General features: G+C 42.0%; 13 protein-coding genes. 4 read left to right on the forward strand and 9 right to left on the reverse strand.

Annotation, left to right across the window (positions count from 1 at the left end):
- Nucleotides 1–5: 5 nt before the first annotated feature.
- From AYW75_RS11415 to AYW75_RS11450, 8 genes are all read right to left on the reverse strand, one after another.
- Nucleotides 6–1,235 carry an NAD(P)/FAD-dependent oxidoreductase gene (locus AYW75_RS11415; protein WP_067099511.1) on the reverse strand — a complete coding sequence of 410 codons (1,230 nt, stop codon included), beginning with the start codon at nucleotides 1,233–1,235 and terminating at the stop codon, nucleotides 6–8.
- Complete coding sequence (locus tag AYW75_RS11420) at nucleotides 1,228–2,073, reverse strand: ABC transporter ATP-binding protein (RefSeq protein WP_067099513.1); 846 nt, start codon at nucleotides 2,071–2,073, stop codon at nucleotides 1,228–1,230. The genes AYW75_RS11415 and AYW75_RS11420 overlap by 8 nt, the downstream gene beginning before the upstream one ends.
- A gap of 27 nt (nucleotides 2,074–2,100) precedes the next feature.
- Nucleotides 2,101–3,072 carry an ABC transporter permease gene (locus tag AYW75_RS11425; RefSeq protein WP_067099515.1) on the reverse strand — a complete coding sequence of 324 codons (972 nt, stop codon included), beginning with the start codon at nucleotides 3,070–3,072 and terminating at the stop codon, nucleotides 2,101–2,103.
- A gap of 65 nt (nucleotides 3,073–3,137) precedes the next feature.
- Nucleotides 3,138–4,544 carry a CmpA/NrtA family ABC transporter substrate-binding protein gene (locus AYW75_RS11430; RefSeq protein WP_067099517.1) on the reverse strand — a complete coding sequence of 469 codons (1,407 nt, stop codon included), beginning with the start codon at nucleotides 4,542–4,544 and terminating at the stop codon, nucleotides 3,138–3,140.
- Nucleotides 4,545–4,840: 296 nt separating this feature from the next.
- Complete coding sequence (locus tag AYW75_RS11435; RefSeq protein ID WP_067099519.1) at nucleotides 4,841–6,007, reverse strand: CmpA/NrtA family ABC transporter substrate-binding protein; 1,167 nt, start codon at nucleotides 6,005–6,007, stop codon at nucleotides 4,841–4,843.
- Nucleotides 6,004–6,609: an ANTAR domain-containing response regulator gene (locus AYW75_RS11440; RefSeq protein WP_067099521.1), complete on the reverse strand. Its 606-nt coding sequence runs from the start codon at nucleotides 6,607–6,609 to the stop codon at nucleotides 6,004–6,006. Before AYW75_RS11440 ends, AYW75_RS11435 begins: the two co-directional genes overlap by 4 nt.
- Nucleotides 6,610–6,747: 138 nt before the next feature.
- A complete protein-coding gene (gene hpf / locus AYW75_RS11445; RefSeq protein WP_067099522.1) occupies nucleotides 6,748–7,143 on the reverse strand; it encodes a ribosome hibernation-promoting factor, HPF/YfiA family in 396 nt (131 codons plus the stop codon).
- 292 nt (nucleotides 7,144–7,435) lie between these two features.
- Nucleotides 7,436–8,089, reverse strand: coding sequence for an adenosylcobinamide amidohydrolase (locus AYW75_RS11450; RefSeq protein WP_067099524.1), 654 nt, complete (start codon nucleotides 8,087–8,089; stop codon nucleotides 7,436–7,438).
- Between the two features lie 229 nt (nucleotides 8,090–8,318).
- Between AYW75_RS11450 and AYW75_RS11455 the strand changes: the two genes are divergently transcribed.
- Nucleotides 8,319–9,176, forward strand: a complete 858-nt coding sequence (locus tag AYW75_RS11455; protein WP_067099526.1) for a PA4780 family RIO1-like protein kinase — start codon at nucleotides 8,319–8,321, stop codon at nucleotides 9,174–9,176.
- 83 nt (nucleotides 9,177–9,259) lie between these two features.
- Here the strand turns inward: AYW75_RS11455 and AYW75_RS11460 are convergent, their stop codons facing one another.
- On the reverse strand, nucleotides 9,260–9,844 hold the full coding sequence (locus AYW75_RS11460; protein ID WP_067099528.1) for a YqaA family protein: 585 nt from the start codon (nucleotides 9,842–9,844) through the stop codon (nucleotides 9,260–9,262).
- A gap of 761 nt (nucleotides 9,845–10,605) precedes the next feature.
- On the opposite strand from AYW75_RS11460, the gene AYW75_RS11465 reads away from it, so the two are divergent.
- The 3 genes from AYW75_RS11465 (at nucleotide 10,606) to AYW75_RS11475 (ending at nucleotide 13,747) form a co-directional block, all read left to right on the forward strand.
- Nucleotides 10,606–11,709, forward strand: a complete 1,104-nt coding sequence (locus AYW75_RS11465) for a hypothetical protein (RefSeq protein ID WP_067099530.1) — start codon at nucleotides 10,606–10,608, stop codon at nucleotides 11,707–11,709.
- Nucleotides 11,710–12,154: 445 nt separating this feature from the next.
- Nucleotides 12,155–13,207, forward strand: a complete 1,053-nt coding sequence (locus AYW75_RS11470) for an AI-2E family transporter (protein WP_067099532.1) — start codon at nucleotides 12,155–12,157, stop codon at nucleotides 13,205–13,207.
- 300 nt (nucleotides 13,208–13,507) lie between these two features.
- Nucleotides 13,508–13,747 (forward strand): RNA recognition motif domain-containing protein, encoded by a 240-nt coding sequence (locus tag AYW75_RS11475; protein ID WP_067099534.1) that lies wholly within the window; start codon nucleotides 13,508–13,510, stop codon nucleotides 13,745–13,747.
- The last annotated feature ends 31 nt before the right edge of the window (nucleotides 13,748–13,778 follow it).

Below are 13,778 nucleotides of genomic sequence, written 5' to 3' on the forward strand. Positions count from 1 at the left end.
TTTAACTAGGCAACGTTTTGGCAGCAATATGCTTCACCAAATATCAACGTATCCAGTATGTCTGAGACATTTGTTTTATTTTGCATAAGCTGGAAATACCAGCTTCCATCGGCCACATTGCCGTAAAGAATTGCGCCTACTAGCTGGTCGCCGTTGACCAGAAGCTTGCGATAATGATGGGTGGCGATGTCGGTGTAGCAAAGACACACATCGTCCTCATCTGGCTCGATTTTTCCTACTGAAAATAGGTTTATGCCAGACACTTTTAGTTTGGTCGGTACGGCTTCAATTTCAAACACGGATGGTTGTTCGTTGAGCGTTTGTAGTAGTACCTTAATTTGATTCCAGATTGGCGCCACAAGGCCGAAGGTATGTGAGTCAAATTCACAGCATTCCCCTAATGCAAAGATATCAGGGTGTGATGTGCGCATTTGTGCATCAACCACGATAGCTCTATTCACGTTTATGCCTGAGCGCTCAGCTAAAGCTACTTCAGGGGTAATGCCGGTCGCCATAACCACGAGTTGAGTGGGCTGAGTATGGCCATTACACTCAACAGCAACAACGTGCCCTGCTGTCTCTTGCTGTAAACGCTCTGGTGTTTGGCCTAAATGAAATACAATGCCATATTGCTCGAGTGTAGATTGCAGCAATTTCGCAGCATTATTATCTAATTGACGATTCAGTAACCACTTAGAGCGATGGTAAACGGACACGGGGTGGCCTTTTTTTGCTAACCCCACAGCGGCTTCTAGCCCGAGTAAACCACCACCAATCACACTCACATGATCCTTGTTATCTAAATTGGACAATATTTCGGTATCTCGCCAATTACGAAACCCCATAACATTGGGAGCTAAACTCCCCTCAATTGTTAACTGGCTGGCTCTAGAGCCCGTTGCAAATACCAATTTGTCATAGGCAATTTGACGACCGCTTTTAAGTAGGACCTGTTTGTTGCTGATATCTACCGCTTCGGCAGGGTCACCAGCGATGATATGCATACCGGATTGACTCATTTTCAATATGTCAACCAAAAGCATATCGTTTTCTGTAATGTCTTTGGCCAATAACGCAGACAGCATAATGCGGTTGTAACCCACTTGTGACTCTTCGCTAATCAAGGTGATGTGGTAGTTCAACTCAGAAGCCATTGCGTCTTGAGCAAGCTTACTTCCAGCCATACCGCCACCAACTATGACTAAGCGAGCGCATGCTTTGCTTTGATTAGCCATTGACGACTTTGCCTTTATCATTATTTTGTGTGCTTTTAGACGGACTTATTGGCTCAACCTTACGCTGCTTCTCATATAGGAACGTCAGCACTTGGGCGCGATAATCGACATATTTAGGATCGTTTGCCAAAGATAAACGATCTCTTGGTCGCTCTAGATCAACATGCAGCACTTCGCCCACTGTTGCTGCTGGGCCGTTGGTCATCATGACAATCCGATCAGACAATAAAACGGCTTCGTCCACATCATGAGTAATCATAATCACAGTGTTATTTAGGTCTTTTTGAATCTCCATAAGAGAGTCTTGTAAATGGGCACGTGTAAGAGCGTCCAATGCACCAAATGGCTCATCCATCAGTAACACACTTGGCTCCATCGCCAAGGCACGAGCAATACCAACTCGTTGCTTCATACCCCCAGATATTTCATCTGGGCGTTTATCCGCTGCATGGGTCATATGAACCAATTCCAAGTTATGCATGATCCATTCATGCATTTCTTTTTTGGTTTTAGTTTTACGAAAGACCTGCTTTACTGCCAACTCAACATTTTCGTAAGAAGTTAGCCATGGTAATAAGGAATGGTTTTGAAAGACCACGGCACGCTCCGGCCCAGGCCCACGAACCTCACGGCCATCTAACAAGACACCCCCTTCGGTCGCATCATAGAGTCCCGCAACAATATTCAAAACCGTTGATTTACCGCAGCCGGAATGCCCAATCAAAGAGACAAATTCGCCTTTTTCTATTTTGAGGTTTACACCGTCTAGTGCTTTAAAGGGCCCTTTGGGCGTTGGAAATTCGATGGATACTTGACTGATGTCTAAATGTGTCGCCATGATGTTCTCCTTATCAATATTAACTGCTTAACGAAGCACCTGAGTTTTGTCCCATGAGACATAACGCTGAATGGTTAACATGGCTCTATCTAACAAGAAGCCTATGAAGCCGATCGTTAATACAGCCACCATAATGCGACCTAACGAGTTAGAACTGCCGTTTTGGAACTCATCCCAAACAAACTTGCCAAGACCAGGGTTTTGCGCCAACATTTCTGCAGCAATTAACACCATCCATGCTATGCCTAATGACAAACGTAAGCCGGTAAACATCAAAGGAATAGCAGAAGGAATCACGATTTTGATCACATGTGTCATCCAGCCGAGGCGCAATACTTTAGACACGTTAAGTAAGTCCTTCTCCACCGCGGCAACACCTACTGCCGTATTGATAAGTGTCGGCCACATGCAACACAGCGTCACGGTAAACATTGAGGTCAAAAATGATTTTGAAAACATCGGATCGTCTGATACATACGAAGCACTCACTACCATAGTGACCAAAGGAAGCCATGCCAGCGGTGATACCGGTTTAAATATCTGAATAACAGGATTTAACGCACTGTAGACTGAACTGTTTAAGCCAATCAAAATACCGACAGGGATCGCGATCAGGGTTGCTAAGCCAAAGCCCGCCAAAACGGTATATAGGCTGGTAAAAATCTGATCAAAAAAGGTTGGTTTACCCGTATAACTACGAATCTTGCCCACGTAGTTAGGGTCTTTAGCCTGTCTTGCTTCAATACGCTGTTCTTGACGTTCATAAAAAGCGGACTCTTTCGTACGTTCTCGGTGATGATCATCGACTAAACTGTTCCATTGTTCGTATACCACCACAGGGCCTGGGAAAGTACCCAGCGATGTATTAACCCGACTTGCCCCTATTTGCCAAAGCATCAAGAAAACAAGAATACCAATGACAGGGAATAGCGCTTTTTTAATGGATATATCAGATATCCAGTCCTTTATAGAAGCTTTTGAGACGCTCGATAAGGTCATGTTGTTCTCACTATGTTATTGGACGTTTGCCGTGGCTCAATGCTCTGAGCCACGGCGTCGAATAGTTAGATTTGCTCATCACCTTTTAGACCAATGGCAAATTTTTTCAGGTATTCATTCGGTTGCTTACCGTCATAAACCTTGCCATCAATAAAGCCTTCTTGAGGTGGTTTAAAGCCATCTTCAGTTTCAAAATCAGGGAATTCAGAAGCCATCATGAGACCATCTTCAATAAGAGAATTAGCGGCTTGTGCATAGATGTCTGGACGGTAGACGTCCTTCGCTGTTTCCATATACCACTCATCCGATTTGCCTTCTGCAATTTGCCCCCAACGGCGCATTTGCGTTAGATACCAGATGGCATCGCTGTAATAAGGGTAAGTAGCGTTATGACGGAAGAATACGTTGAAATCTGGGATGTCTCGTTTATCGCCTTTTTCATACTCAAATGTCCCCGTCATACTGTTAGCGATCACATCATAATCGGCACCTACGTATTCACTTCGGGATAGAATTTCGACGGCTTCAGGTCGGTTAGCATTGTTGTTTTCATCTAACCATTTCGCAGCACGAATCATGGCTTTAACAACACGAATATGCGTAATCGGATTTTCTTCAGCCCAATCCCCACTTACGCCAAATACTTTTTCGGGGTTGTTACGCCATATCTCATAGTCTGTAATTACTGGTACACCAATGCCCTTGAAAACTGCCTGTTGGTTCCAAGGCTCACCTACGCAGTAGCCCGAAATAGTGCCTGCCTCCATCGTCGCTGGCATTTGTGGTGGCGGGGTCACAGATAAATACGCATCTGCATTTATTTGACCACTTGTGTCCCCTTTAGCAGGTGCATAAAACCCTGGGCTAATACCACCTGCCGCAAGCCAATAACGTAGTTCGTAATTGTGTGTGGATACTGGGAAAACCATGCCCATATTGAAAGGCTTGCCTTGTGACTTATACTTCTCAATCACAGGTTTAAGAGCACTAGCACTGATTGGGTGGATCGGTTTACCTTGTGCGTCATGTGAAATGTTTTTCTTCATATCAGCCCAGACATCATTTGAAACCGTGATGCCGTTGCCGTTTAAATCCATGCTGAATGCCGTAATGATATGGGCTTGAGTACCGTAGCCGATGGTCGCTCCTAACGGCTGGCCTGCCAGCATATGAGCGCCATCAAGCTGTCCATCGATGACTCGATCTAATAGCACCTTCCAATTGGCTTGCGCTTCAAGAGTGACGTACAAACCTTCATCTTCGAAGTAGCCTTTTTCATAAGCGATGGCTAACGGCGCCATATCCGTTAGTTTGATAAAACCAAATTTGAGCTCTTCTTTCTCTGCGTAACCAAGCTCTGCATGTGCTGCACCAGCGAGTAACCCCGCGCTAGCGATGACAGCAAACGTTAACTTTGTTGCTGCACGATTATTAGGTATAGGCAATATGGCTTTTAAAGCGTTAAACGTCATGAAAAACTCCACTTGGTTTTTTAGAAACAAAAAAAAGGCGCGTGTGAACACAATACATTGTGATCACAGGCACCTTTGCCAGTCATTAATGGTTCACCATTGAATACTAATGACTTGAGCGATCTTCCCAACAGTGGGAGTCGCCGAAATGTTATTTACATATTTTAATAAGCACGTAGTGTGCCAAAAATAAAAAGCTTAATTTTTTCAGTTATATAAGATATTTCAATCAGTTTAAGGCCTCGGTTAATCCTTATTGCGCCCTCTAACGATGCATTCCTTATGTAATATGCACCCTATTGATTCGACAATATTTGTGATATTCGCAAAACTTTACTAGACGCCACATCATCCAACCAAGTTTGTTGTTGCTCATCACTGAGTTTCCAATTTGAAGCAATTTCTGGTGCTTGCTCAAAGATTTTGCAATAAAGGTCTTGGCGGTAAACCTGCTCTGCCACATCGTTAAGAGCAGGTACATAAGCGAGTTGCTGCCAGCGATACATTTTTGCCATGATCCATAAAGCGTAACTAGGTTTTGGAAGGTTGACATCTTGCCCTGAAAAACACTGATTAATTTGGCCAGATAGAGAATACTGGCCTGCCTTAAAAGTACTTGTTAACTGCTCTTCTGGACAATTAAGGTAGTCTGGGTGACTCAATATATGCAGTAGCTCTGGTTGATTGCTTGTCTGACTTACCCATTTGCATGCAGCATCCAGTGCTTTAATAATCGCACAGTGTGCTTGGGGATTACGTTCTGCCCATTGGCTGTTCACACCAAACACTTTTTCCGGTGCACTGCCCCAAATATCAAAGCCAGTTGTCAGCATTTTTCCGACTTTTTGTTCTTCGGCTAAACTGTTCCAAGGCTCTCCGACACAATAGCCATCAATTTCACCAAGCTTCAAATAATCAATCATTTTAGTTGGTGGGATAACTATAATTTGAACATCTTTATCTGGGTCGATTCCTGCTTTATCTAGCCAGTCCCTGAGCTGATAATTGTGGGATGAATACGGATAAACGATAGCAAATCGTAATGGCGAATCTTTGCTACATCGCTTACTGACAAGGTGTTTTAAGGCCGTGCCACTTTGCAGGTCACTTACATCATTTGCGTACAGCTTCATTCGTTCATGTAGTCGGTTACTCACGGTAATGCCATTACCGTTATGACTGACAACAAAGCTGGTATGCATCGCAGTTTTAACGGTTCCTACTCCAAGACTCGCAGCAACGGGCATTGAGGCCAGCATGTGCGCGCCATCTAGGACTTTAAATGCAACCTTGTCACGCACACTGGCCCATGACGCTTCTTTGCTTAACAGCACATTAACACCGTGCTCCAAAAAATAACCTTTTTCTTGGGCTATAACGAATGGTGCGCAGTCCATGAGTGGGATGAAGCCAATTTTAACACTTGGACTTGAAGGCATGTGATTTGTTATTGGCAGATTCAAGATTCTTCCCCCATTAATTCCATTACTGAAATGACATTGCGGGCAACGTCGATGATACGCTGGCTTCTATCCATTGCCAGTTTTCGCAGTGCTTTGTAGGCGGCTGGTTCATCACATTTTTGATGTTTCATAATGAGGCCTTTTGCCTTATCGATGGTTTTCCGGTCCTCTAACTGAGATCTCACAGACTCAAGCTCTGATCGCAAAGCGTGAAACTCTCGAAACCGTGCAATGGCAACTTGTAATAACGCGTTGACACTGTTGCTCTGAATACCATCAACCACATAAGCACTAACGCCCGCATGAATAGCCGCCTCTACTTGCTCAGCACTGCCTTCATCAGCAAACATTACAATGGGTCTAGGGTTGTCATGGGTGAGTCGTGACATATTTTCGAGCATGTCGCGATCGGGAGATTCGATATCAATGATGACCATATCAGGCTGTGACTCTGTCACTGCTTGCGTTAAATTTTTCGCATTTTCTAAGCGTCGTATCACTCGATAACCACTATCGGACATGGCTTGCTCAACAATTGCCGCACGAGCTGGTTCATTATCAACTAACATGACGGTTAACGCTTTAGGAACTGTTTTTGTCATTACTACATTTTCCGAACTGCGTTACTTGGTAATAAAAAACAAGCAATTTACATTCCAATAAGTGAATGAGTCAGTTTTTATAGGCATAAAAAAACCCGCCGGGGCGGGTTTCTTTATCTAGATTAGTTCGAACGCTTGTTAAACAACATCGCGACGTTCTAACTCATTGAATTCTTCTTGCTCTTCACGCTCTTCATTTGTTTCTACATCACGAGCATCAGGGTGATGTTTACGGCCTTCATGCTTAGATTTATGTTTTAAAAGCTGCTTCTCAAGTTTTTCAACTAGAGCGTCGACGGCTGCACTCAATTGTTTGTCTGTTGTTACAGAAGCAAATAAATCGTGACCTGGAATATGGACGCGAGCCTCAATAATCAGCTCACTTTTGTTCTGATGACTTTCTGAATTAACAATGACTTTAATAGAGGTAATGTTGCCATTTATCTCTACAAGTTGATCCATTCCTTCTTTTATTGTTTGTTGAACTTCTTCAGTCGTGTGAACATGGTGACCGCTGATATCTAATGTATACATAATTTATATTCCTTCTACCTATCCCATTTGGTTAGGGACGTTTAGCGTTTCATTGCCACAACTAATAACGTAAGGCCGTTGGAATTGTTTTTCAACTCCCTTTGTGTAAAAAGGGAAAGAAATATTAATAAAAATTAAGACCCGCCTATTACAAAGAAACTTTTATAAGACAATTACTTACGTATAGCATTCACTAAATCGATCAAGTATTAATCAATAATACACATTAAACGCGCTCGTTTATGATTTTATCCGATCATTATTTGAACTTTAGTTTCAAGCGGAATTATTTTTAATTGGTCATGCATTTTTCTATGCTAGTAGAACAGGCACTCAAAACTGCTTTGCCAATTAATTCACCAATCAGAGTATGCTTACCACAATAATTAACTACCTCCCCCTGTTTTGTACAGAACACTGCATGACTATCGGTCCCTGTGCCACTGGCAGGCGAACCCGAAATTGGGCTTACAATTCCTGCGTCGCGGATGGCCGTTACTTTACTCTCGGTTACCATCATCAATGCTTCCACTAGCGCGGTATCACTAAGATGATGATTGATGTACAAGCTAATATTGATGGTCCCCGCCTTTGGCTGTTCATCTGAACTGTCTCCAACGCGGCGAACATTACTCAACCCAGCCGTTACCCAGCACTCAACCACTAGTTCCGCCCTACTTTCCTTACAATATCCAAGCGAATCCATTGAGGCCGCTGTCATCATAGCGGTAGTTGGCTGAGGTAGAGCCAACGCTTTTGTTTTATTACTTAAAGTCTCTTCGGGCATCGGCCAAGGTGCAGGAGCGTGTTGATCTACTTTCAAGTTTAAGAAAGACCTCGTACAACTCAACCCGCCATTTAAAACCGACGAGCTTAGTACCTTACATTCAAAAGGTAATAATAAAGCAATATAGTGAACATCTTTGATTAACTGAACTTTAGACATATACATGCCTCCCACTGATGACAGCCAACTCATTAGCCTTTTTTGTTATTGTTCTACTTATAATTAGCGGTTAAATGTATTTTTAAGCTGTGCGCTATTGTATAAAGCGTTCAAGCGTCCGATACTCGCTACTTAAAACATTGTCCATTCAGATTACAAGGTATCAAGTCATTTCAATTTATAACTACACTCGCGCTGTGAGTCGTCAAACTCTACCACAAGGAACCAAATGAAAATTCCTAAACGAATTCAACCTCTTGTTGAAGATGGGTTGATTGACGATGTGATTAGCCAATTAATGAGTGGCAAAGAAGCAACTGTTTATGTTGTGCGCTGTGGCTCCGACATTCGTTGTGCCAAAGTGTATAAAGATGCTGGCAAACGCAGTTTCAAACAAGCCGTTCAGTACCGTGAAGGTCGTAAGGTACGAAACAGCCGTCGAGCTCGTGCCATGGAGAAAGGCTCTAAGTTTGGTCGTGATGAGCAGGAATCACTTTGGCATAACGCTGAAGTCGATGCGCTATACAAACTAGCCCAAGCTGGTGTACGTGTCCCAACGCCTTATGGTTGCTTTGATGGCGTTTTACTCATGGAGCTGGTGACTGATGACAGCGGTGAAGTCGCTCCTCGTCTTAACGATGTGGTACTCTCACCCGAGCAAGCGCGTGAAGACCATGCTCAAATCATTAAAGACGTAGTACGTATGCTATGCGCAGGCTTAGTTCACGGCGACTTATCAGAGTTTAATGTTTTAGTAGACTCGCATGGGCCAGTGATTATTGATTTACCACAAGCCGTCGATGCGGTTGCTAACAACCATGCAGAATGGATGTTAGAACGTGATGTGAATAATATGCGTGACTATTACGGTACCTTCGCCCCTGAGCTGCTAGAGACTAAATACGCAAAAGAAATTTGGTCAATCTACGAAGCTGGCAAGCTGACTACTGAAACTGTTTTAACAGGTCATTTCGATGAGCCCGAAGAAGAAGCCGATGTAGATTCCGTTCTTGTAGAAATTGAAGCTGCTTTTGAAGAAGAACAAGATCGCTTAGACCGGATCGCTAGCGCTAATGATGATGATTAATTAAAGCATTAGTGATTAAACTTTATTAGTCAGCTCAAAAGAATACAAAGGCATGAAGTTAAGCACCTCATGCCTTTTTTGGCTTAGATCAAAGTAGATAGCCACCAAAGCAATGCTGCAATTGCAGTGATAACAACAAAGGCTTTCGTTTTATACTTTCTTATTAGCTCTTCTGCTTTGTTACCCGCAATGAACACTATTAATGCCAATCCAAAATAACGGAGTGATCGAGCTATCGCTGTCGCAATGAGAAAGTACAGCAAAGAAAACTTCGTTGCTCCTGCTGCTAACATCGCAATTTGAAACGGGATGGGGACAATCCCAAGAGTCAGAACAAACCAAAAGCCCTGATTGTCCATTTTGCTGGATATTTGTTCAAATTGATCCTGATTTGAAAACGTTTCAATGATCCAATCCCCTACCAAGTCAAATAGGTAGTAACCCAAAGCATAGCCAGCTAAGGCACCAACAATACAGCCGATAGTTGCCATTAACGCAATTAGCCAAAGTTTTTCTCGACGCGCTTGCATCAGAGGAATCATCACCGCCTCAAGAGGAATCGGAACGATAGTGGACTCTAAAAAAGACGCTACAGTGATACTTTTTAACATGTGTTTAGAGTTCACTGCACTCTTGGTCCGATGTTTCAACGTTTTAATAAGACCCATATTTGTCCTTAAGTTTCGAAAAGTTTCCTGACCTAAATCGTTACTAAGCCGTAGATATGCAATCAATTCATAATATGAGTTTATGAAAAAACTATAAAGACCATGTTAGCTCTTGAGTAATATTTGCAGAATGCTGATGTATCTCTTGAAACGCTTTAGCGAATTAAATCAATTAATGTTTCTTAAAGCTTGAAAGCCAAGCAGGTTAACAACACCTCATAGACTGACTGAAAATGATGTTACTGATCAAATAGTTGATTTAGTCACCTTAATTTCTTCATGTGATATTCATTGAGCCACATTAAAATTGTCGCAAACACTCAAAAGTTGTCGCTTATGTCCAACTTATAATTATTGATAAAAAAATATATATGTTTTTTTTACACATAATTTATTAATTAAATTGATTAATTGTTGGTCGTTATTGATGTTTATAGTGTCGTTTATTGAGATGTAAAATATAAATTTATTAATAAAAAACACTAAAAATAAATAATCACATATATCGTAACTTACTGAAAATAAAAACATATTTTTAATTTTATTATAAAATTTAAATTTTCAAATTAATGAATTTTGTCCACTCATATCAATCTCTATTTTTAATTTAAAAATCAGATTTAAATAAGCATTGTTTATAAAATGCTATTGGCGTGCACAATTTAAGCATGATATGTTTTATTACGAATTTGTTAATTTCAGCCCCAAACATTTGGGCAATAACAAATTAACTCGGAATAAATAATAAATAGGAACGATTTATGATCAAATCCAAAGTATGTTTAGCGCTAGGTGTAAGTGTTTTAGGTCTATCTCAAGCCGCTCAAGCTTTTGAAGTAAACGCTGGTGATGTGACAGCTAACGTATACGGTTATGCTCAACTGAACGCAGTGTATGACATCAACGAAGACATTGGTGGCAACACACAAGGCGGCGACTTTACAGCAATTACAGGTGGCAACAATGTTCGCGAAGGTCACTTTGATGCTGACGCTCAACAGTCACGCATTGGCATCTCTGCTCAACACAAAGACGGTGCTAAAGTAGTAGTCGAAGGTGACTTCCGTGGTGGTACTTTCCGTCTTCGTCATGCCTACGGTTCTTACGACAAGTGGACAATTGGTCGTACTTGGTCGAACTACAACAGCTGGACAGGTTGGACTCCAACTCTAGATTTCGATTCAACAGCTGGTAGCCCAGGCGTACAAGACCGTACTGAGCAAGTACGTTACACAGATGGCGGCCTTTCTTTCTCTATTGAAAAAAATTACGGTTCTAGCCTAAACGGTGGTCAGTCTAAAAACTCACTTCCAGCATTTACTGCACGCTACGAAGGCTCTGCAAGTGATGATGTAAGTTTTGTTGTTGCTGGTCTAGCTCGCCAACTGTCGCATGATACTGGTGTTCAAGACGACACTGCAATGGGCGTTGGCGCTTTCACTGGCGTAAACGTTAACCTTGGCGCAGTAACACTTCACGGTGTAGTCAACTATTCTAATGGCGCAAACTCTTACCTTTACCGTTCTGGTGCAGGCTGGGGTGGCACAGATGCATACCTACATAACGGCGAGTTAGAAACAGTTTCTGGCTGGGGCGGCTCTGTTGGTCTTTCTACTAAAATCGGTGAAGGTGACTTCAACATCGTTTACGGTACAGCGAAAATGGACCTAGACGACATGAACCGTGATCTTGGTAGCGTTGGTAGTAACAACGAAGCTAACACTAACATGTTTGTTAACTACATGTGGTACCCAGTTGACAACGTTATGATGGGTGTTGAACTTGCGCACTTCGAGAGTGATCTTTACGGTGGCGGCGATAAAGATGCCACTCGCGTAATGTACTCTGCACAGTACAGCTTCTAATTAAATCAGATCGACTTTTATAACTACCTTCCCCTAAAGGTAATGGACTAAAGTCCCTTAATACCGAAAGTGTCACAACCGACACTTTCGGTTTTTTTAATTCAACGCCTAATGCCTTAAGGCATTTCTACTTCAGCCAACCCCTAGTGCCTTCCTCTTCAAACACTATTTAACTATGAAATTCATATTCCTTAAGCTTGTACCTTCTCTTTTGTATAACACTATAGAATTGCACAGTTTATCCTCTAAATTTTAATTATAGTTGGGTTACAAACAGCAAAATTCAAAAATTGTCATCACTTTAGCTTCGTACAAATAAACATGAATCTGATATTGTCACGATAAGAATCTCTTAGTCTCATTTGGAATGATATTTTGTACAGCAAAGAGCCGTTCATTGTTTATCTAATGTCGTAATGTCTACCCAAAACGAAGGATGAAAAAGATGGAATCTGAATACAGTCAATATTTACGACGCTTGTTAGCGACTGTAGGTATCATCGCCATAGCGTTGAGCCTATTTTTATTATTGTGGCATTTAGCTTATGTGCTTGTTTTGATTTTTGGCGGCGTTTTGTTTGGTGTGTTCTTGACGGGTCTTGCTAGTCCACTTCAAGCGATTTTGCCACTACCTAGATGGGGGTCAGTATTACTCGTAACCGCCCTCTTTTTAGGTGCCGTACTGATTACTGCTTTAACAATGGGACCTGATATCGCCGACCAGATGGTACAACTAAGCGAACAGCTAAGTGGCGGTCTTAATCAAATTCAAGGGTATCTAACAAATCAATCATGGGGAGAGCCATTTATAAATTGGGCTCGAGAGCAGTGGGAGCAAGCTCCTTTGTCTCCTGGTAAATTAATGGGCAAAGTAACAGGAGCCTTTTCAACCATTTTTGGTGCTTTTGCTGATTTATTCGTCATGATTTTTATCGGTTTCTACTTAGCTCTCCATCCAAAACCTTACATTCAAGGTTTCTTGTACCTTTTTCCACGTGACAAACGTGAGCGGTTGAGAGAAGTTAATAGTTCAGTTTACCATGCTTTAAAGTGGTGGTTGATTGGGCGAGCCACCTCTATGGCTGCTGTCGGAGTGTTAACAGCGCTGGGTCTTTGGCTGCTCGATATGCAATTAGTGATGGCACTCGCATTGTTAGCAGGTTTACTATCATTCGTGCCTTTTATTGGCCCTATTGCTGCAGCCATTCCTGCTGTATTGGTTGGTTTAATAGACAGCCCTACCCAAGCTTTTTACGTTATTATTGTTTATTTTTCAGTACAACTTTTAGAAAGTAATATTCTAACCCCTTATGTGCAGACTAAAGCTGTGTCACTTCCTCCAGCTGTTATGTTGAGTGGCCAAATGTTAATGGGTGCGATTTTTGGCTTACAAGGGTTAGCGTTATCTACCCCACTGCTAGTATCAATGATTGTCCTCGTACAAATGCTTTATGTAAGCGATGTACTAGGCGAAAAGGTGCGTCCTTTGGGTCAATAATCCAATCATGAAACATCGCTTAAAATGGACCGAGTATTGGCCAGCAACAACCTTTTGTCTCTTCGATTCCAAAGATTTTTTGCAGTAAGCATAGCGCAAGATCTGCCTTTTTGATTGATAGATTAAATCCATTCAAAGAGGCAGAGTTTTTTCCATGCCATTCAGCGCCTCTTCCCATTGAGATTTTACAAACTAAAATAGTCGCTATCATAGCTAAGTCATGGTCGGCAGTATTCTTTACTTGGTTTGGTTATACAGAACTGAGATAATAACGGCTAAATACAACAGGCAAATATCTCTATGAAACTTTTAGTTCGCAACCTTGCGCGCACCACTACAGAAGAACAAATCCGCACTCTCTTTTCCGATCATGGTACCGTTGAAGAATGTACCTTGGTGCTAGATCAAGCAACAGGCCTATCTAAAGGCTTTGCATTTGTTGAAATGCCAGATCAAAATGAAGCAAATACCGCGTTAAAAACGTTGCACCACGCTAATATTGATGACAGCAAAATCCGCGTCAAATATTCGCAAAATTAACAATATCTTGAACCAGAACATCAGCTTCTGG

The organism is Marinomonas atlantica (assembly GCF_001639725.1).
In the GTDB taxonomy this organism is placed as follows: domain Bacteria; phylum Pseudomonadota; class Gammaproteobacteria; order Pseudomonadales; family Marinomonadaceae; genus Marinomonas; species Marinomonas atlantica.